Below are 19,958 nucleotides of genomic sequence, written 5' to 3'. Positions count from 1 at the left end.
GCCAGCTCGTTTGCGGATAATCTGACGCTTGGCGATGTGATTGAGGGTGAAGATCCGGTGGTTCGGGCGGCTGCGATTGAGGCGCTGGGAAATATGAACGGCACAGCGATCGCAATCGACCCTTCGACTGGGCGAATTTTGGCGATGGTGAACCAGAAGCTGGCGCTGTCGCGTGGGGCTGAGCCTTGCTCGACCATCAAATTGACGGTGGCCCTGGCGGCTCTGGAAGAGGGGATCGTTCGTAAGGACACCGAGGTGAACCTGGGCGGGCATTACCACCTGACCATGACGGAGGCTCTGGCTCACTCAAATAACCTTTATTTTGAGACACTTGGTCGGCAGTTGGGATTTGAGCGAGTCAAACACTACGCGAATGAGTTTGGGTTGGGGGAGTTGGCTGGATACCACATTCAGGGGGAGCAGCTGGGAACGTATCCGGATGAGGTTTTGCCTGCGTCGCTGGGTGGGGTTGGCCGGATGTGCTCGTTTGGCGAAAGCGTTTCGATGACTCCGCTTCAGTTGGGGGCTTTGGTTTCCGCGATTGCGAATGGTGGGACACTTTACTATTTGCAGCATCCAGAGAGCGCGATCGATGTTGCTGCTTTTCAGCCTAAAGTGAAGCGGGTGTTGGATATAGCCCCTTTGATTCCAGAGATTTCGGTTGGGATGCAGGGGGCGGTGCAGTACGGTACGGCGCGGTCTTTGCGGGCTAATTTCAGTCAGTTTCCGGTGATGGGTAAGACCGGAACCTGCTCGAATAATGGGACCAGATTTGGGTGGTTTGGGTCATTTGCGGATACTCCCAAGGGACAAATAGTTACTGTTTTCTTCCTGGAGGGCGGGCGTCCTACGTTCGGGCCGAAGGCAGCTGAGCTGACCGGGGAGTTTTATCGGGCCCTGTGGGACAAGGATTATTTTTTGCAGAAGCCTGTGATGGAAACCAGCGGTGTCGTGGGCGGCACTAAGTAGGGTTATAGCTTTTCGTTGTAAAAAACGCTGGTAAGGGTGTGGTGGCAGCGTGGAGTTTCGGTGGTGGAAACGTGGTGCATAGCAGCGTCTTTTTGAGCGGCTACAAATGCGCCACGTTTTTGTGTTTAAGTTCCCAGTTCCCAGTTCCCAGTTCCCAGTTCCCAGTTCCCAGTTCCCAGTTCCCAGTTCCCAGTTCCCAGTTCCCAGTTCCCAGTTCTCGGGTCTCAGGTTGTCCGGTCGCGGGATGAAAGTACTGGGTAGCTGGTGCATCTTGGCTTCGGCGGAGGAATCGCGTAGAAGGGAAAGATGAAGATTCTTACGGCGACAGAGATGCAGGCAGTGGATAAAGCGACGGCGGAGGAGTTTGGGGTTTTGCTGGAGAGGTTGATGGAGGCGGCGGGTGGTGCGGTGGGGAGGTTCTGTCTGCGGAGGTATCCGTCTGCGATGCGGGTGGTGGTGCTGTGTGGGAAAGGGAATAACGGAGGGGATGGTTTTGTTGCGGCACGGGTGCTGGCGGGAGCGGGGCGTTCGGTTGGAGTGATCCTGCTGGGACGGATGGATGAGGTGAAGGGTGAGGCCGCTGCAGCGTTGAAACGGCTGCGTGAAGAGGCGCCAACGGTGGCGGTGCATGAGGTGGTGGACGAGGCTGGGTTGGCAGCTTGCTCGCAGGGACTGGCTGAGGCGGAGCTGCTGCTGGATGCGCTGGTGGGGACGGGGTTCAAGCCGCCGCTGCGTGGGATTGCGGTGTCGCTGCGTGACCGGGTGGAAGCGCTCAACACGCCGGTGGTGGCGGTCGATCTGCCGTCGGGCTGGGATGCGGACTCGATGGAGCAGACGGCGGCGGGATCGTTTCGCGCCGATGCGGTGGTGACCTTTACTGCTCCGAAGATGGCGCATGTCTTCGGACACCTGACACGGAATGAGAAGACCGGAGGGACGTTCGGTCCGGTAGTGGTGGCCGGGATCGGGTCGCCCGAGAAGGCGGTGGTTTCTACGAGCGGGTTTACCTGGGCGGGTAGTTCGAAGGCGTTGGCGGAGAGGCCTCGCGATGTGAACTCGAACAAAGGCAAGTTTGGACATGTGCTGGTGGTGGGAGGGAGTTATGGGAAGGCTGGGGCTCCGGCTATGGCTTCGCTGGCTTGCCTTCGCGCGGGTGCGGGGCTGGTGACGGCGGCGGTGCCCAAGAGCATTCTGGATACTGTGACTCGCATTGCTCCGGAGCTGATGATGGCTCCGTTGGCGGAGGGGACCAAAGGTGCGGTGTCCTTTAAAAATCTGGATGGGGCGAAGCTGGATGCGTTGGTGAAGAAGATCAGCGTGGTGGCTGTGGGGCCGGGCCTGTCGACGGAGGGTGATGCTTCAGCGTTTGCGCGGCAGATGGTGGAGAAGACGTCGGTGCCGGTGGTGATCGATGCGGATGCTTTGAATGCGTTTGTGGGGAAGACGAGTCTGTTGAACGGTAATGAACGTGTGATGGTATTGACACCGCATCCGGGGGAGATGGCGCGGCTGGCGGGGCTGACGGTGAAGGAGGTGGAGGCTGACCGTGTGGGGCTGGCGCGGAGGTTTGCGACCAAGCACAAGCTTACGCTGGTGCTGAAGGGATGGCGGACCCTTATTGCGCATCCGGATGGCTCGATTGCGGTGAATACGAGTGGGAACCCGGCGATGGCAAAGGGCGGGAGCGGAGACATTCTAACCGGGATTGTGGCGGCTATGCTGGCACAGTTTCCCGAGGATGTGGCGCGCGCGGTGGAGACGGCGGTGTATCTTCATGGGCTGGCGGCGGACTTTGCCGCTCACGCAATGGATGAGCACACTGTACTTGCAACCGATACGGTTACACATCTTTCGGATGCGTTTCGATATCGGGTAATGGACGAGGATGGGTTGGTGTGGGTGTGTGGGCTGCGGAGCTGAGGGAGAGGCGGGTTCAGCTTCGCGCGGGGTCGATCGTCTTGATCTTGAGGGGCCTCAATCTCTATGGCAATTTGCCTGGTGGTGTAGGGCTGCAAACGCAGATTCCTTTCGTGAATGACAAAAGAAAGGGAAAGCGGGTCTGCAGTTATTAACTAATTTTCATGATTCTGCAATGACAGGGTGATGTAACCCTGCAACTCTCTTTGCTGGAGGTTTCATGAAAAAGTTAGTTGCTCTGTCTCTAGCTGCACTTGTGGGTTCGGCCGGTTTGGCAGTTGCGGAAGATCACGACGCACCCATCAAGCGCGTACTCCTCATCAGTGTGGATGGCATGCATGCCGTCGATTTTGCGAACTGCGCAAACGGCGTGAGCGGTGTCAACGCAGGCGAACCGTATTGCCCTGCGCTGGCTGCGCTTGGCGCGACTGGAGTGAACTATGTTGCTGCGAGCACTTCAAAACCTTCGGATTCCTTTCCTGGTCTGACGGCGATCGTTACAGGCGGAAGCCCGGCGCTGACCGGCATCTATTACGACGTCGCCTACTCGCGGAACTATGACGCCCCCGCGAAGACAACAGGTAATGGCCTTGCGGCTGGTCCCTGCACCCCCTATGCGAAGCCTACGGGAACGACCACCGAGTATGAAGAAGGGATCGACATCGATCAGACAAAGCTGAACGGTGGGGCACCGGGAGCGTCGCTGACCGATGGTGGCCTTGCGTCGATCGATTCGAACAGGCTTGTTCGCGATCCCAATAACGGCTGCAATCCGGTCTTTCCGTGGGATTTTGTACGTACTAACAGTATCTTTAGCGTGATTCACGCGGCGGGCGGCTATGCAGCGTGGTCCGATAAACATCCGGCCTATGCTTCCGTTTCGTCGGGTCTTGGACCAATTGCGCTCGATGACTTTTACGCTCCGGAGATCAATTCCAGCGTAATCGCTCTGCCGAATGTAAAGACGCCGACGGGTGATTCCTGCGCGGCGATTCGCGACTCCGGCTCGGACCTTACGGCCTGGACGAACAGCTTCGATAACATCCAGTGCTACGACACGCTGAAGGTGAATGCGATCGTGAACGAGATTGAAGGCAAGAATCACCTTGGCACGAAGAAGACTAAGGTTCCTACGATCTTTGGGATGAACTTTCAGGCGGTCAGCGTGGGTCAGAAGCTGATTGAGAAGAGTAACGGAGTGACGGGCGGGTATCTCGATGCTGCCGGGACACCGACCGAAGCACTCCTTGGCGAGATCAAGTTCGTCGATGCGTCGATTGGGGAGTTTGTGAGAGAGCTGAAGGAACAGGGTCTCTATGACTCGACGATGATTGTGATCACGGCCAAGCATGGTCAGTCGCCGATCGATCCGAGCCGGTATGTCTCTCAGCTGATCAACGGAACGTCGCCGGTTACGCTGCTCTCGAATGCGAATTTTATTCCGAACTCAGAGTCGACCAATAACCCGACGGGAATCGGCCCGACGGAGGATGATGTTTCGCTGATCTGGCTGAAGAGCTCGGCAGATACGGATGCCAGCGTCAAGATTCTGGAGCAGAATGCCTCCGCAACCGGCATCGCGCTTGGCCAGATTTACTACGGTCCTTCGCTCGCACTTAACTTCAACAATCCGACTGAGGATCCGCGCACGCCGGATATTATCGTGACTCCAAATGTTGGCGTTACCTACTCGGGCAGCAAGTCAAAGCTATCTGAACATGGTGGGTTTTCACACGACGATACGAACGTTGTACTGTTGGTGTCGCACTCTTCGTTCCGACCGCGTACGGTTCGCGCTGAGGTAGGAACGGCACAGGTTGCGCCTACTATCCTGAAGGCGCTAGGCCTCGATCCCAAGGCACTCGATGCTGTTCGCATCGAAGGGACGGGCGTTCTTCCGGCGGTACCGTTGCAGTAGCAATTTGTGCCAGGTGAACAACGACGGATGCTCCCTTGTGGGCATCCGTCTTTGTTTGAAGTGAGCCCATGTGGAATTTTGAAACTTTTATTGTTACAAATACCTTGAATTGGTTTCGGTATCTGAGGGAGTCTTCTCCGCGGCCGTGCCGACTGTTTCATTTTCATGGTCGAGGAGCCAGCGTTTGCGTTCGCTGCCGCCGCCGTAGCCGGTAAGTGAGCCGTCGGAGCCGATGACGCGGTGACAGGGGACTACAACTCCTATGGGGTTTGAGCCGTTGGCGTGTCCGACTGCTCTTATGGCGGTGGGGCGACCGATCTGCTCGGCGAGCCTGGCATAGGAGATGGTTTTGCCGGATGGGATATTACGCAGGGCGCGCCAGACCTCGCGCTGGAAGGGTGTGCCTGCGGTCTTCACAGGCAGGTCGTCGATGGAGGCGAGTTCTCCGGCGAAGTAGCTCTTCATCTTGTCGGTGAGGCCGCCGGGATTTTTTGCCGGCTCCAGAGTGAAGCCGTTCTTGCCGTAGTAACGCTGAAGAAGCTTCTGCATGCGGTCGATGTGTTCGGTCCAGTCGACGGCGCGCAGGTTGCCGTCGTGGTCTGCGACGATGACCATCTCGCCTATCGGCGTGTCCAACCGATCGATGAGAAATTTTAGAGTTTCAGGCATAGGCCTCTTCGGTGGCTGCGGTTGCAGCGAGGGTTGCGCCGGCTGGTGGAGTGATGGCCGCGCTGGCTGCCCATAGATGTTGCGCGGCGTAGGCTCGCCAGGGTCTCCATGATTCGGCGCGGTGGAGAAGATCTTTGGGAGTTGTTGGGGCTCCGTCTATCTTCGCTGCTCCGCGGAGGAGGCCGACGTCGGAGGCGGGAAAGGCGTCCATCTCGCGGATGGCGCGCAGGGCGATATACTGGGCGGTCCACTCGCCGATGCCGGGTATGGAGCGCAGACGCGCGAGAGCTTCATCGATGGTTCCGAGGGGGCGGAAGAGATTCGGATCTTTTACCGTTGCCTTTGCCATGGCTTTCAAAGCCTCAGCGCGAGCGGCGGGCATGCCCAAGCCGATGGATGCGGCGGAGGCGAGACGTTCGGCAGTGGGGAAGGCGTGCGTCAAGCCATGAGGGATGCCGGGGCTTGCGGGGAGCGGCTCGCCGTGGAGTGCGACGAGCTGGCCTGCGAGCTGGCGAGCTGCAGCGACGGTGATCTGCTGGCCGAGGATGGCGCGGATGGCGAGCTCGAAGCCGTCCCAACTACCGGGCGCGCGAAGGCCAGGGCGGAGTGCGACCCAGGGCGCGAGTTGCGGGTCGAGCGAGAGGTGGGCGTCAATGGTCTCGATGTCTGCGCCGAGGTCAAAGAGGCGACGAACGCGGGTGACGATGGCGGGCAAAGACTGAACGGTTGGGAACTGGATGGTGACGCTAAGGCTCTGCCGCTGCGGCAGGTGGGCGACGGTGATGTGTCCCATGGAGGCGCCGATCTCAATGGTGCGGCGGTAGCAGTTTTTCTCGACTACTTCGACGCCTGGGATGGCGCGTGCTTCGAGGAAGCTGAGCATGGATTGCCAGTCGTAGGGTGGCTTGTAACGCAGGCGGAGGGTGATGCCTGCTTCCGCGCTGGGACGGCTGACGGAGGATTTTCTTCTGAGGGCGCTGGGTGGACGACGGAAGAGATTCTGGAAGACTTCGTTGAAGCGGCGGAGGCTGCTGAAGCCCGCAGCCATTGCGACCTCCGTCATGGGCATGTGGGTTTCGTGGAGGAGATGCTTGGCGAAGAGGACGCGGCGGGTTTGGGCAACTGCGATGGGCGAGGCTCCGAGGTGCTGGAGGAAGAGCCTGCGGAGCTGACGCTCGCCGACGCCGAGCCGCTCTGCGAGCGCATCGACGCTTCGGCCTTCGCCGTCGAGGGCACCATCGTTGATGAGCGCGAGGGCGCGTGAGACGGTGTTGGAGGTTCCGCGCCATGAGGCGAGTTCGGGTGCGGTCTCGGGGCGGCAACGGAGGCAGGGACGATAACCCGCTTCCTGTGCGGCTGCGGCGGAGGAGTAAAAGGTGCAGTTCTCGTACTTGGCGGTCCGGGCGGGGCAGACGGTGCGGCAGTAGATGCCAGTGGATTTGACGCCGACAAAAAACGAGCCGTCGAAGCGCGGATCGCGGCTCTGAAGGGCACGGTAGCAGGCGTCTTTGTCCAGCAGTTCCATTGCTTGAGTTTCTCACTCTGAGAGAGAAAAGACTCGCGCTTTTCGGACATGGTCATGACCCGGTGGACGTGGCTGAAAGTAGTGATTGGGGTGGCGGTGCTCTGGTGCGCTTGATAGGCAGGAGGCTTACGTCCGATGAGAAGATGAAAGGAGAGATGCAGATGGCTAAGGAGCGATGAGTGGAGTTACGGGAGAAGAAGCGGTTCAAGACACGGAGTGAGGCGGGGACGCTGGCGATGGGGGAGAGAGTGGCGGAGATGTTGCTGCCTGCTCCGAAGATGTTTGTACTGCGCGGGGATCTAGGCGCAGGAAAGACGACGCTGGTGAAGGGGATTGCTGCGGCGCTGGGAGCAGCCGAAGCTGAGGATGTGACGAGTCCTACCTTTACGCTGGTGCATGAGTATGCGGGGAGGAAGGTGCGGCTGTTTCATCTGGATTTGTATCGTCTGGAGACGGAGCGGGAGCTGATGACGCTGGGGTTGGAAGAGATGGCGGCGGAGCCTGATGCGTTGGTGCTGGTGGAGTGGGGAGAGAAGTTTCCGAGCATCGTGGAGCGGGCGGACGGCGAGATTGTGATTGAAGAGGCGGGTGGGGATGAGCGGATGTTTTATGTGCGAGTGAAGGTTTAGGTTTGCTTTGTTTGCGCAAGATCGTGTGGATGCGGAGTCGTGCAGCTCTTAGTATGAACGTGTTTGATTTTGTTGAGGGAGACAGAGGAGGCCGTTATGCGTAGAGTCTTGCGGTGCGTTTTGGGGATGGGTGTGATGGTGGGAGCGGTGGGTGGATTGGGGCGGCTTGTTGCTCAAGAGCGCTCGCCGCTGGTGCAACAGACAGCGGAACAGATTGCGGCGCGCGAGGCCGAGGGTTGGCTGGCGATGATGGATGCCGGCAAGTATGCGGAGAGCTGGAAGGCTGCGGCGGAGGTTTTGAGGAGCGCGGTGACGGCGCAGAAGTTTGCGTCTTCGATTGAAGCTGTGCGGGGGCCGATGGGGAAGCTGGAAAGCAGAAAACTGCAGAGCGCGACGTACACGACGCTGCTGCCGGGAGTTCCTCCGGGCGATTATGTGATGATCCTGTATTCGAGCAGCTTCGAACAGAAGCAGGTGGCGCAGGAGACCGTAATCATGAGCCGGGAGAAGGATAAGGTGTGGCGGGTGGCGGGGTATTACATCAAGTAGTGGATTCGCAGCTGTTGAGCGTCGTGGATGATTCAGCCGGCTGCGAGCGATGCTATTTGCTGCGGCCAGTGAGGCGATAGATGGCGCACTCCTCGTCGCCGGTAGAGCCGTACTCTTTTTGCTGGGCGATTGCGGCCAGATCTGCGGCGTGGTCTTCGGGGGACATGGCTACGGGGCCGAGGAAGAGACGGGTGAAGGCGGGGTGGGCGTCGAGGACGGCGCGGCACTCGGAGTTGACGTAGAGGAGGTCGAAGGCTGGGAGTGGGGAGCCCGGGCGTTTGACGAACTGCGCTTCGATGCGGCGGAGGAGGAGCTTGAGGACCGGAGCTTCGAAGGGATGGAAGAGGAAGGCGAGGGTGGGGGTGCGGGGGAAGTCGAAGGTGAGGGCGTCCTGCTCGAGGAGGCGGATGGGGGCGAGGGTTGGAGCGGTTGCGTCGGCGGCGTGGGCGACGCGCCAGTGTTCGAGGTTGGTTTGGGCGATGTCGGCGAGAGTGGGGTTGAGCTCGATGCCGATGACCTGGTGGAAGGGAAGCTGGCTGGCGACGAGCATGGCGCGGCCTTTGCCGGCACCGATGTCGATGAAGGTGTAGCGATGGATGGGGTGGGGCGGGTTTGTGGCGCGCCAGAGGTCGATGAGGGTTCGGAGGATGCTGGGAGCGACGCCGTAGTAGGCGGTGACGTGAGCGTCGTTGGGATGGCCAGTGGTGAGGTTACCGGCGGCGATGAGTCCGCTGGTTTCGACGCCGTGGATCTGGTCGAAGGGGTGCTGGGGCGGCGGTGGCGGAGGCATGACCAGCGTGGACTTTGATTTTCGGGAGGGCATTGGATTAGCGGATCTGGACCAGGTGCGGGTTGCCGTCGAGGCCCAAGGTTTTGCGGCCCGCGGATGTGATGTTCGATGGCGTCCACGTGGGGGAGTCGAGCAGGGTGACGGTGGAGCGGCTGATGGTTTCGAGTCCGGCGAGACGATTTACGATCTGGGCGCTGAGCTGGGAGTTGGCGGCTTCTTCAGTTTGCGTGGGGATGATGGCGATTTCGACGAGATACTTTTGCGGGACGCCGGGGATGGTTGCGCCCGGGGCGTCCGGGTCGAGGGAGATGGTGATGGAGCGGATGAGGCCGAGATCGACGATGTTGCAGGGGAGGACAGGGTCGTAGCAGTCGCGGAGGGCCTGGAGGATGTCGGGCTCGGTGAGCATCTATGTTGATGATAGCGTCACCGTGAGATGGAGACGGATAAGAGTGTAGAGTGGCGGCAAGATGATAGCGGTGAGTGGATGCGGAGGGCGTCGTGTGGCGGGGTGATGCAGAGAAGAGTCTCGTGACCGAAAGGCTGGTGCTGCGGCGATGGAGGGAGTCAGACAAAGCTCCTTTTCGCAAGCTGAACGCCGATGCCCGGGTAGCTGCGTTTTTGCGCGGCCCTCTGGATGCGGTGGCCTCGGACGCGATGGTGGAGCGGATTGAGAGGCACTTTGAGCGGAATGGCTTCGGCTTGTTTGCGGTGGAGGTGCGCGAGAGCGGGGAGTTCGCGGGATTTATTGGGCTGTCGGTGGCGGATTTTGCGGCTGCGTTTACTCCGGCGGTGGAGATCGGCTGGCGGCTGGCGGCCGAACACTGGGGTAAGGGGCTAGCGACGGAGGGAGCGCGCGAGGTTCTTTGCTATGGATTCGACGAGATAGGTCTGAGTGATGTCGTGTCCTTTACCGTTCCTGCGAATGCGCGGTCGCGGGCGGTGATGGAGAGATTGGGGATGTCTCGTGATCCGACGGAGGATTTTGTACACCCGAATGTTTCTGAAGGTGATGATTTGCGGCTGCATGTTCTCTACCGACTTGAACGTGAGGCGTGGGCTCGTGGAGTGAAGGGCTAGTTCCTTTGCTCGGCTAGTTCTTTCGTTCGACGAGGTACTGCGCGAGAGATTTGAGGGGGACTGCTGCCTCGCCGAAGGGCTCGAGTGCTGCGAAGGCGTCGGCGATGAGTTCTTTGGCGTCGTGGAGCGACTGGTCGATGCCGAAGACGGCGGGCCAGGTGGCCTTGGTGCTTGCGGTATCTTTGCCTGCGGTCTTTCCGAGTTCTTCAGAGCTTTGCGTCATGTCGAGGATGTCGTCGATGATTTGAAAGGCGAGGCCGGCTTTTTCGCCGAAGGTGCGAAGGCGCGTGATGGTGTCGGCGTAACGGGCGTAGGCGGGGCGTGCCGGGTCAAAGCGGGATTTTGATTCGGGCTCGTGTTCGCCATCGCCGGAGCCGTGGCTCGATCCACTGCCTGAGGAGCGACCGCGCAGACCGAGGCCGAAGAGGCCTCCGGAGACGATGCTGGTGGTGATGAGGGCGCCAGTCTTGGAGCGGTGGATGGCTTCGACGAGAGGTGCTGTGGGTGTGACGCCTTCGGCTTCGATGTCCATGACCTGACCGCCGATCATACCAGGGGGGAGCTTGGTATCGAGGTCGCCGACGCGGCCTACGCCGGTGCCGATGGCGAGGGAGATCTCGCGAAGGATGGCGACGGTGGTGGGAGAGGGTGTGGAAAGAGAGGCGATGGTTTGAAAGGCGAGGGTCTGGAGGGCGTCACCGGCGAGGATGGCGGTGGCTTCGCCGAAGACGACGTGACAGGTGGGCTGGCCGCGGCGTAGGTCGTCGTTGTCGAGTGCAGGAAGGTCGTCGTGGATGAGGGAGTAGGTGTGGATCATCTCCAACGCCGCGCCAAGGTCGGCGATGCCTTCGGGGTAGCTTTCTGTGCCGTTAACCATCTTTGCGGCTTCCATGCAGAGGATGGGGCGGAGACGCTTGCCGCCGGCGAAGGTGCTGTGCCGCATGGCCCGGTGGATGGAGTGAGGGAGCGTGTCGGTTGCGGGCAGGAGGCGTTCGAGGGCGGAGTCGGTGAGCTGGGCGCCGGAGAGAAGCAGATCTTTAACGGTGGAGTGCATCGGCTTCGATGATAAATCAGCTGGAACGATGTGGGCTGGTGTCGATGGATTTGAATGGGAGGATGCGGGTGTTCAGGCCGTGGCTGGTTGGGGTTTGCGGCGCAAGAGAAAGAGGAGAGCGGCGAGAGCTAAGAGAGAGATCGCATCGCCGAGAGTTTGATCGAGGGTATGGGCGTAGGTGATTGCGATGGTGGAGGGCCCGGCGGGGACGGGCAGGACGATGAGGCCGTCATCTCTTTGATCGCGCTGGTCGCGCGTGGTGATGGGCGAACCGTTGAGGGTGATGTGCCAGCTGGGGTAGTCGCGAAGGTTGAGGATCAGGTCTTCGGCTATGGGGGCGTTGATGGTGAGGTGCTCGGGTGCGGGGCCGGGCTGGGTGTTGGCTGGGGCTTTCGCGTTGGGGTCGGTTGCGAGCCAGAAGGCGGGGTCGGTTTGGAGGAGGGAGTCGTTGTCGGCGGTGGTGGGGGTGTACTCGTCGGTGGGTTCGGTGCCCTGGTTGGAGTGGAAGAGGGCTTCACGAGCTGTAGGCGTATCTGGGTCATCGCAGGTTTGGTGAAAGGCAGTGTAAGCGGGGTAGGTGAGGGCTGCGGCGATCGTGATTGCGATGACGGTGCGGGTTGCGGGTTTGAAGATGACCGTGGTGAGTGCGAGTGCGATGGTGAGGGCGCTGACTGCGGCAAGGACGGCGAGGAGACGCCACGGGAATTGGAGGAAGGCTAACTCGGGGGCGTATTTCCAGATGAAAGCGGTGATGGGGGTGAGGAGGAGGGTGATAGCGATGGCGAGGGTAGCGAGAGACGCGAAGGGGGAGTTGCTGTGCGAATGGTTGGAGGCGACGGCGGCTTCGGCAAAATGCGGGGGTCTCTCGACTACGCTGCGCTTCGGTCGAGATGACGCTTCTTTTGTTAATTCGTGTTGGCTCTCTCGCGTGTCCGACAACTTTATTTGCGTTTCTGAGATCGTGGAGTGCTGCGCGGGGGGGTGGAGGTAGCCGGTGACGATAGCGAGGATGGTTGTCGCTATGAGAGTGATGGCGAGGAGGGAGGCGGTGTGGAGGACCTGGTCGTGGGGTGCGTCGCCGGTGTGATGGAAGAGGAAGTTGTCCTGGATGCGCATGTTGGGGATGATTGCCATGGCGATCTGGACGTAGCGGCGCTCGTAGGCAGCGGGGAGGATGTAGAAGGCGGCGAGGGCGAGGCCGAGGGCTGTTCCGGCGATGGTGTTAATGATGACTTGCAGGCGGCTTTGAGGTGGGGCTTTGGTGGGTTGGGAGTTGGCGGGAGCGGTCGCGCTTTCGCGCGATGCCCACATCTCAGAATCGAGATATGGGGCACCCAGATTTGTGTCGGTTCGGGTATTCGACGCTGTTGATATGGATCGGTCTGGGGAGTTAGTGGCGGTGCGGATGAGAGTGAGAAGGGCCAGGGCGTAGCAGCTCATGACGGCGGCGGGTGCGTTGGTGAGCCAGAGGAGTGCGACGGGGAGGGCGATGCGGGGGATGGTGACTTGTTGGCTCAGAATGGCGTGAAGGAGCAGGGGGATGATGGCGGCGGCGAGGAGCTCGGCGTAGGCGGTGCGCTCGTAGGCGGTGAAGAGCATATAGGGGTTCACCGTGTAGAGGACGGCGGCGATGAGAGCGGCGGTGGGTGGTGCGAAGTCTCGGGCGAGACGGTGGAGCGCAAGGCCGCTGGCGGTGAGGGCTAGCCAGGTGTAGAGGATTGGCGTTGCCGTGATGGGGAAGAGGAGGGTGAGGATCGCGCCGAGCGTCCAGGAGAGTGGAGGGTAGAAGACGAAGCGCGGTTCGCCGGCGTTATAGGCAGGAGTGTAGGCCCAGTGGGGATGAAGGTTGCCGTGGGTGAACTGGCGAGCGGCTTCGAGCCAACTGAGGATGTGGAAGTCGAAGTCATGGCCGCAGGAGCAGCCTTGAAAGATGAGGGGCAGGACGGCTACGAGCGCGATGAGAGGGATCAGGAGATAAGATAGCCGGTCGCGCTGCATGTGTTGAGGGTATCGCAGGATGGGGCTGGATTCGGTCGGGCTTTGAGATTAGAGCAGAGATTTGGCGACGATCTCGCCGACCGAGAGTTTGTATAACCAGACGATCTCAAGAGCTGCAAAGACGATGGATAAGGCGTAGTTGTGTCTTTGAATATTCATCACCGATACGAGAAAGTAAGACAGGATCATAAATGCATGGCTTGCGTAGGCGAAGTATTTCCTTCGTGTTGTGTATACAGCGACGAGCAACAGAACACTCAAGAAGAAACTAATTACGCTGGTTAGAATGAGTGGTCTCACGGAGCCTCCTTGCGTCGACCTATTTTACATAACGGCTTATGCCCTATGAAGAACTAGTGGGCGCCTGCGGGGGGGGTGCCGGGCTTTACTTTTTTGAAGAGCCAAACGATACCTACGCAGAAGAAACAAAGAAGCGAGAGCCAGCGGAAGACGTCGACGAAGGACCAGAGGGAGGCTTGCTGTCCGAGCTGCTGGTAGAGCATTGTCTGGGCGGGATCGGCAGCGTTGGATTTGCCGAAGTAGCCGGTCATGGCCTGAGTCATGCTGCCGAGCGCATTTTGGTACTGCTGTCCGGTGCGCGGCACGGAGTTGAGGATCTCGTTCTGGTGTACGGCACTACGGCGGGTGAGGAGGGTGGAGGCGATGGAGATGCCGATGGAGCCGCCGACGTTGCGGAAGAGGTTGAAGAGCCCGCTGGCGTTGCCGATTTGCTTGTTGTCGAGGGTGCCGTAGGCGGCCGTGCTGATGGGGACGAAGATGAAGCTGAGACCGAAGCCCGTGATGAGGATGGGCAGAAGCAGGGTGGTAGGCGATATTTCGAGGGTGACGTTGCCAAAGTAGAGCGTGGTGAAGCCGAAGGTAAGGAAGCCGAAGGTAAGAAGCCAGCGAGGATCGAGCTTGTTGGAGAGATAGCCGATGATAGGCATACCCATGACGGCTCCGATGCCTCGTGGGGCTACGACGATTCCAGCGGTGAAGGCGGTGTAGCCAAGGAGTTCCTGGTAGAAGAGCGGCAGGACGGTGACGGTGGAGTAGATGCCGACGCCGAAGAAGAAGATCAAAATGGTGCCGAGAACGAAGTTTCGATCCTTGAAGACCTTGAGGTCAACGAGCGTGTCTTTGTCGTTCCAGCAGTGCCAGATGAAGTAGACGAAGCTGATGATGAGGAAGAAGACGGCCCAGCGAATCCAGACCGCTCCGAACCAATCGTCTTCCTGGCCCTTGTCGAGAACAACCTGAAGGCAGCCGGTCCAGACGACCAGGGCGGCAAAGCCGTAGCGGTCGAAGGCGGGGACCTTGGCTTTGCTGATGTAAGGCGGGTCGTGGATGAAACGGTTGATCATGAGCAGGGCGAGGATCCCGATAGGGATGTTGATGTAGAAGGCGTAGCGCCAGGAGTAGGTGTCGGTGAGCCAGCCGCCCAGGGTGGGGCCGAGGACAGGAGCGACAACAACTCCGAAGGCGAAGACCGCCATTGCAGCGCCGCGCTTGGCCGGTGGGAAAGATTCGAGGAGGATGGCCTGGGAGAGCGGCTGGAGAGCGCCGCCACCAGCGCCTTGAACGACGCGGGCCAGCAGCATGATGCCGAGGGTTGGTGCGGCTCCGCAGGCGAAGCTCGCTATGGTGAAGATCGTTATACAGGACATCAGAAAGCGCTTGCGGCCGAATTTGAGGGAGAACCAGTTGCTGGCTGGGAGGACGATTGCGTTGGCGACAAGGTAGCTGGTGAGGACCCAAGTGGCTTCGTCGTTGGAGGCGGAGAGGGAGCCGGCGATGTAGGGCAGGGCAACCGAGGCAATGGCGGTGTCGAGCACCTCCATAAAGGTGGCGAGCATGACCGAGGCGGCGATGAGCCACGGATTCACCCCTTGGGTGACGGAGGCGGATTGGTCGGGTGGTGCGGTCGCAGCCGAGGCCATGGTCTATGGAGGTCCCTTGCGCGGTAGAGTGTCGTTTTCTAAATAGAGGCAAGAATGGAGGTAATGGATGCATTTGGGGTTTGCGCGGTGCGGTTAGCGACGCAAAAAGGCGACAAGCCCGTTGTATGGAGCCTGTCGCCTTGGTTGGGTTGTGGTTTTTCCGGCCAGGGGCAGCCGGTTTGGTGTCGAGGGCTTAGGAGGGGTTGCGGCCCATCTGGACCATCGACTGAGAGACCGTGTGAAAGGAGTCGACCTGAAGACGCCGGGTAGACGGGGGATGGCGGAGAGCGGGGACCTGGACGGCGTCGAGGCTCTTAGGGAGATGGGTAGACCAGGTATAGCTGGAGATGTTGGTGGGGGAGGCCAGGTCCTGGGTGCTGTTGCAGCCGGAGAGCAGACCGGCGAGGAGGCCAGCGAGGCCGAGGGAGGCGACTTTCAGGAGACGGCGTTTGGTACGGTGTGCAGGTAAGAAGGACATGAGCAACGCTCCAAGTGATGCATGAATGAACGAAGCGTATCCGGGGAGCATCCAGAGCGACAATGACACCTTCGGGTTAGCCACAAAGTGATGCCACCAAAGCACTTTGGCAACATGCGTGTTTGGTTTATCGGTGGGTTTCGGGCTGAACGAGAGGATATTTTCGCTTGATTTCTTATGGATTTGGATGGCGGCTTTTTCAAGAGGAAGGTGTTTTGGCAGGCGCAAAAGAAAGGGGTTGAGGCGATGAATCTTAAGGTGATAGATCGCATCAGAATAGTTGACAGTAAGTGACTCAAGATGCGATTCTTGAGAAGTCGTAATTTGAAGGGCTGCGAGCCCGGAATGAGGACCAGGAATGGCAAAGATTATTGGAATTGACTTGGGAACAACGAACTCCTGCGTGGCCGTAATGGAAGGCGGCGAGCCGAAGGTGATCCCAAACGAAGAGGGTGGCCGTACGACTCCTTCGGTGGTTGCGTTTACCAAGAGCGGGGAGCGTCTGGTGGGCCAGGTGGCCAAGCGTCAGGCGATTACGAACCCGGAGAATACGGTTTACTCGATCAAGCGTTTCATGGGCCGTCGCATGAACGAGGTTGGCGATGAGCTGAAGATGGTGCCGTACAAGGTGGTGGCGAAGGGCGACAACATTGTCGTGGTGGCGCAGGGTAAGGAGTTTACGCCGCCTGAGATCTCGGCGATGATTCTGCAGAAGTTAAAGAAGGCGGCTGAGGACTATCTCGGAACGTCGGTGAGCGAGGCTGTGATTACGGTTCCTGCTTACTTCAACGATGCTCAGCGGCAGGCGACAAAAGACGCCGGGAAGATTGCTGGTCTCGAAGTGAAGCGTATTGTGAACGAGCCTACCGCGGCTGCGCTTGCCTATGGATTGGATAAGAAGAAGGACGAGACCATTGCCGTGTACGACTTCGGCGGCGGTACGTTCGATATCTCGATCCTTGAGGTTGGCGAAGGCGTGATCGAGGTGAAGTCGACCAATGGCGATACTCATCTTGGCGGCGATAATCTCGACCAGCGCATTGTGGATTGGCTGATCGGCGAGTTCAAGTCCGATACCGGGCTTGACCTGCATGCAAAGGGTAATGAGATGGCGCTGCAGCGGTTGAAGGATGCTGCGGAGAAGGCGAAGATCGAGCTGTCGACGGCGCAGGAGTCGGAGATCAATCTTCCCTTCATTACTGCGGATGCAAGCGGACCGAAGCATCTTGTTCGCAACCTGACCCGGGCGAAGCTGGAGTCGCTGGTGGACGATCTGCTGCAGCGGTCGATTGGGCCGTCGAAGCAGGCGATGAAGGATGCCGGTGTGGATGCGAGCAAGATCGACGAGGTAGTTCTCGTCGGTGGTCAGACTCGTATGCCTAAGATTCAGCAGCTTGTGAAGGAGCTGTTCGGCAAGGAGCCGCATAAGGGTGTGAACCCGGATGAGGTTGTGGCGATTGGCGCGGCGGTTCAGGCTGGCGTGTTGGCCGGTGAGGTGAAGGACCTGTTGCTGCTCGACGTGACTCCGCTGACGTTGTCGATTGAGACGATGGGCGGCGTGGCGACGGCGATGATCAACCGGAATACGACGATTCCGACGAAGAAGACGGAGACGTTCTCGACGGCGGCGGACTCGCAGACCGAGGTTGAGGTGCATGTACTGCAGGGCGAAAGGCCGATGGCGGCGCAGAACCGGACGCTGGGCAAGTTCAAGCTTGCCGGGATTCCTCCGGCTCCGCGTGGAGTGCCGCAGATCGAGGTTACGTTCGACATCGACGCAAACGGCATCCTAAATGTGACGGCGAAGGATAATGCGACGGGCAAGGATCAGAAGATTACGATTACCAGCTCGTCGGGCCTGAGCAAAGAAGAGGTTGAGCGGATGGCGAAGGATGCCGAGGCTCACGCTTCTGAGGATAAGGAGCAGCGCGATGCGGTAGAGGCTCGGAATGGGCTGGATTCGTTGGTCTACAACATCGAGAAGATGTTGAAAGATGCTGGCGATAAGGTTCAGGACTCGGACAAGACTGAGGTTGAGACAGCGCTGGCTGAGGCGAAGACGACTTTGGCTGGAACACCGAGTGCTACGGAGCTGAATGCTGCAAAGGATCGTCTAACGACAGTGAGCCATAAGCTGGCTGAGGCGATGTATAAGGCGTCTGCGGCTTCAGCACCGACCGATGGTGCTACAGGTGCGGCCGAGGCGCACGAAGAGCCGAAGAAGGACGAAGGCGTGATCGATGCTGAGTACGTCGACGTCGATGAAAAGAAATAAGTGTAATCCGTAAGGACTGATTGCACGTAAGAAAAGGTGAGGGGCGTTCCTGATGGGGTGCCCCTCCTTTTTATCAGTCCTGTTTGGGGAGGTTGACGCGTAGAGTGCGTCTATCACCAGAAAGGTGTGTTGTGTTCAATAAACGAAAAAGGGACGATAGATACGCAGAGACGTTTTGGATGGAGAACCTGGAACTCAATCGATTGCTTGGAGGGAAGACAATGACCGAGACGATGTGGAAGTGCGACCAGGTTCGCGCAGGCCGGCTGTACAACCGGATGATGTTCGACACGAAGGAAGAAGCGGTGCAGTTTGCGCAACGGATGCAGCAGATGGAGCCGGACCAGATGTTTTCGATTGAGGCGATTGAAGCGCGGCAGATCTGGAATTAGTGCTTTGATGAAGCGGGCCTGAACGAGGTGGGACGCTTCCTGGTTGGATAGGAATCGAGATTAGCAGGAAGAAGAGGACGAAGGCAGGCGCGACTCCAGGTGCGTCGGCCTCGTCCTCGTCGTTTGTGGCTTGGAGATTCGGGGAGATTTGTTCGACCCGGAGGTGCGCGGGCAGGCGTTCGCGAGGCTTTTGGCGTTTGATAGGTGCATCAAAGCAGGCTGGAGGGCATCTGGTGGTGAATTGGGAGGCGGTTCAGGCAGTGGCTACAGTAGCTCTCGTGGTAACGAGTGCCGGGGCTATCTCTTATGCCGGGCTTCAACTGCGGCATGAGCGAGCCTATCGCGCTGTCGAGAATCTTGAGAAGCAGTTGAGCTTCTTTTTGTCGGAGAAGTTTGTGGAGGTGAGACGGAGGCTGGCCGAGGCGCGTCTGGACGCTACCGGATTGAAGGCATGGACGGTTGAGGATCCGCCGGTGAATGCGTTTGAAGTGCTGGACTTTTATGAGCACCTGTCGCTGCTGGTGAAGAAAGGCCACCTGGATGTGTATGACGTGTGGCACACGTTTTATGAGTGGGCGCAGCCGGTGTATGTGGACATGCAACCGCTGATTGAGAATGAAGAGAGCGCTTATCAGGAGCACTACAAAGATCTGCAACGAATGATGCGGCAGATGGACGAGATCCAGATGGACAGAATGCAGACGCAAAAAGGAGAGCACTGGGCTTTGTGGACTCCCGAGCGCATTATTGAGCATTATCAGTATGAGTTGAAGGCAAGCGGAAGGCCGCGACGGATTAGGCGATGGCGTGAGATGCAAGTGACTGCGACGAGGTTGAGAGAAGATGCCAGAGGGAAATGAGATTCATCGATGGGCCGACCGACACGCTGCGGCGTTTGCCGGGAAGGTGGTTCGGGTGGATGGACCGCAGGGGCGGTTTGTCGATTCGGGGATGATTGATGGAAGAAAGCTGCGGCGGGTGCTGGCTGTAGGGAAGCACCTTGGGTATGACTTTGGCGAAGACTTGATTCTGCATGTGCATCTTGGATTGCAGGGGGATTTTACTGAGGGCTCTGGACCACTGCCGGATGTGCGGGGCGCGCTGCGGCTGCGGATGTGGAATGAAGCGGCGGTGAAGAAGCCGGTGGTTCCGGGTGTGAGCAAGCGGCATGCATGGTATTCGGATGACGATGGGAGCGGGCATATTGCGTCGGAGAAGGTGGCGTGGGTGGAGCTGCGTGGACCGATGGACTGTTCGGTCTACTCGCAGGCGAAGTGGGATGCGCTGCTGGAGAGGCTGGGGCCTGATCCGTTGAATGGGGATGGGCCGGAGAAGATGATTGCGCGGATTGCGAAGAGCAAGAAGACGATTGGGGAGCTGTTAATGGACCAGTCGGTGGCGGCTGGGATTGGAAATATCTATCGAGCGGAGTTGTTGTTTCGGGCTCGGCTGAGCCCGTTTACGCCTGGGAGAGAGGTAGAGGAGAGTACGCTACGGTCGATATGGAAGGAGGCGAGTGTGTTGATGAAGGCGGGGATGATTGACCGCAGGATTGTGACGACGAAGCCAAAGGACCGGCCGCATAAGAGTGGGCCCGTGCTGAAGGAAGAAGCACACTATGTGTATCGGCGGCAGGGAAGACCTTGCTGGATCAGCGGCACGAAGATTTTGACCAAGGTGATGGCGGGGCGGAATCTTTTCTGGTGCCCGGTGTGCCAGGCGGGGTCGGATTCACAAGTTGAGTAAGGTTTAGAGATGCGCTCGAGGCGCATTGG

Annotated in this window: 19 protein-coding genes; 10 read left to right on the top strand and 9 right to left on the bottom strand. The window is 59.2% G+C overall.

What is annotated here, in order from left to right; translation table 11 throughout:
• The 3 genes from GSQ94_RS07990 to GSQ94_RS07980 form a co-directional block, all read left to right on the top strand.
• The coding region (locus GSQ94_RS07990; RefSeq protein WP_158943037.1) for a penicillin-binding transpeptidase domain-containing protein at positions 1-969 on the top strand (969 nt) is incomplete at its 5' end.
• 306 nt (positions 970-1,275) lie between these two features.
• Positions 1,276-2,889: an NAD(P)H-hydrate dehydratase gene (locus tag GSQ94_RS07985; protein ID WP_158943036.1), complete on the top strand. Its 1,614-nt coding sequence runs from the start codon at positions 1,276-1,278 to the stop codon at positions 2,887-2,889.
• A 217-nt stretch (positions 2,890-3,106) separates the two neighbouring features.
• On the top strand, positions 3,107-4,804 hold the full coding sequence (locus tag GSQ94_RS07980) for an alkaline phosphatase family protein (protein ID WP_158943035.1): 1,698 nt from the start codon (positions 3,107-3,109) through the stop codon (positions 4,802-4,804).
• A gap of 93 nt (positions 4,805-4,897) precedes the next feature.
• On the opposite strand, the gene ogt is transcribed toward GSQ94_RS07980, so the two are convergent.
• Positions 4,898-5,473: a methylated-DNA--[protein]-cysteine S-methyltransferase gene (gene ogt, locus GSQ94_RS07975; protein ID WP_158943034.1), complete on the bottom strand. Its 576-nt coding sequence runs from the start codon at positions 5,471-5,473 to the stop codon at positions 4,898-4,900.
• On the bottom strand, positions 5,466-6,998 hold the full coding sequence (locus tag GSQ94_RS07970; protein WP_158943033.1) for an AlkA N-terminal domain-containing protein: 1,533 nt from the start codon (positions 6,996-6,998) through the stop codon (positions 5,466-5,468). Before GSQ94_RS07970 ends, ogt begins: the two co-directional genes overlap by 8 nt.
• 179 nt (positions 6,999-7,177) lie before the next feature.
• Between GSQ94_RS07970 and tsaE the strand changes: the two genes are divergently transcribed.
• A complete protein-coding gene (gene tsaE / locus GSQ94_RS07965; RefSeq protein WP_256369965.1) occupies positions 7,178-7,627 on the top strand; it encodes a tRNA (adenosine(37)-N6)-threonylcarbamoyltransferase complex ATPase subunit type 1 TsaE in 450 nt (149 codons plus the stop codon).
• Positions 7,628-7,723: 96 nt separating this feature from the next.
• On the top strand, positions 7,724-8,176 hold the full coding sequence (locus tag GSQ94_RS07960) for a DUF4019 domain-containing protein (RefSeq protein ID WP_158943032.1): 453 nt from the start codon (positions 7,724-7,726) through the stop codon (positions 8,174-8,176).
• Between the two features lie 52 nt (positions 8,177-8,228).
• Here the strand turns inward: GSQ94_RS07960 and GSQ94_RS07955 are convergent, their stop codons facing one another.
• Positions 8,229-8,999: a class I SAM-dependent methyltransferase gene (locus GSQ94_RS07955; RefSeq protein ID WP_158943031.1), complete on the bottom strand. Its 771-nt coding sequence runs from the start codon at positions 8,997-8,999 to the stop codon at positions 8,229-8,231.
• A gap of 4 nt (positions 9,000-9,003) precedes the next feature.
• The gene (locus GSQ94_RS07950; RefSeq protein ID WP_158943030.1) at positions 9,004-9,375 is read right to left on the bottom strand and encodes a metal-sulfur cluster assembly factor; all 372 of its coding nucleotides are present in this window, start codon (positions 9,373-9,375) and stop codon (positions 9,004-9,006) included.
• Between the two features lie 122 nt (positions 9,376-9,497).
• Between GSQ94_RS07950 and GSQ94_RS07945 the strand changes: the two genes are divergently transcribed.
• Complete coding sequence (locus GSQ94_RS07945) at positions 9,498-10,046, top strand: GNAT family N-acetyltransferase (protein WP_216843046.1); 549 nt, start codon at positions 9,498-9,500, stop codon at positions 10,044-10,046.
• Positions 10,047-10,059: 13 nt separating this feature from the next.
• On the opposite strand, the gene GSQ94_RS07940 is transcribed toward GSQ94_RS07945, so the two are convergent.
• From GSQ94_RS07940 to GSQ94_RS07920, 5 genes are all read right to left on the bottom strand, one after another.
• Positions 10,060-11,100, bottom strand: coding sequence for a polyprenyl synthetase family protein (locus tag GSQ94_RS07940; RefSeq protein ID WP_158943028.1), 1,041 nt, complete (start codon positions 11,098-11,100; stop codon positions 10,060-10,062).
• Between the two features lie 72 nt (positions 11,101-11,172).
• Positions 11,173-13,098, bottom strand: coding sequence for a 6-pyruvoyl-tetrahydropterin synthase-related protein (locus GSQ94_RS07935; protein WP_158943027.1), 1,926 nt, complete (start codon positions 13,096-13,098; stop codon positions 11,173-11,175).
• Positions 13,099-13,146: 48 nt separating this feature from the next.
• Positions 13,147-13,398 carry a hypothetical protein gene (locus GSQ94_RS07930; protein WP_158943026.1) on the bottom strand — a complete coding sequence of 84 codons (252 nt, stop codon included), beginning with the start codon at positions 13,396-13,398 and terminating at the stop codon, positions 13,147-13,149.
• A gap of 53 nt (positions 13,399-13,451) precedes the next feature.
• Positions 13,452-15,038 (bottom strand): DHA2 family efflux MFS transporter permease subunit, encoded by a 1,587-nt coding sequence (locus GSQ94_RS07925; RefSeq protein ID WP_158943025.1) that lies wholly within the window; start codon positions 15,036-15,038, stop codon positions 13,452-13,454.
• Between the two features lie 193 nt (positions 15,039-15,231).
• Positions 15,232-15,516: a hypothetical protein gene (locus GSQ94_RS07920; RefSeq protein WP_158943024.1), complete on the bottom strand. Its 285-nt coding sequence runs from the start codon at positions 15,514-15,516 to the stop codon at positions 15,232-15,234.
• 358 nt (positions 15,517-15,874) lie between these two features.
• On the opposite strand from GSQ94_RS07920, the gene dnaK reads away from it, so the two are divergent.
• The 4 genes from dnaK to GSQ94_RS07900 all read left to right on the top strand — a co-directional run bounded on the left by dnaK (position 15,875) and on the right by GSQ94_RS07900 (position 19,929).
• Complete coding sequence (gene dnaK / locus GSQ94_RS07915; protein ID WP_158943023.1) at positions 15,875-17,791, top strand: molecular chaperone DnaK; 1,917 nt, start codon at positions 15,875-15,877, stop codon at positions 17,789-17,791.
• Positions 17,792-18,012: 221 nt separating this feature from the next.
• On the top strand, positions 18,013-18,183 hold the full coding sequence (locus tag GSQ94_RS07910; RefSeq protein ID WP_174240896.1) for a hypothetical protein: 171 nt from the start codon (positions 18,013-18,015) through the stop codon (positions 18,181-18,183).
• 260 nt (positions 18,184-18,443) lie between these two features.
• Entirely contained in the window at positions 18,444-19,043 is a 600-nt protein-coding gene (locus tag GSQ94_RS07905; RefSeq protein ID WP_254063728.1) for a hypothetical protein, read from the top strand.
• Positions 19,027-19,929 carry an Fpg/Nei family DNA glycosylase gene (locus GSQ94_RS07900; protein ID WP_158943021.1) on the top strand — a complete coding sequence of 301 codons (903 nt, stop codon included), beginning with the start codon at positions 19,027-19,029 and terminating at the stop codon, positions 19,927-19,929. The genes GSQ94_RS07905 and GSQ94_RS07900 overlap by 17 nt, the downstream gene beginning before the upstream one ends.
• Positions 19,930-19,958: the final 29 nt, after the last annotated feature.

It is taken from the genome of Granulicella sp. S190 (assembly GCF_009766095.1).
Taxonomy (GTDB): Bacteria; Acidobacteriota; Terriglobia; order Terriglobales; family Acidobacteriaceae; genus Edaphobacter.
This window is presented reverse-complemented; position numbering and strand designations above follow the sequence as displayed.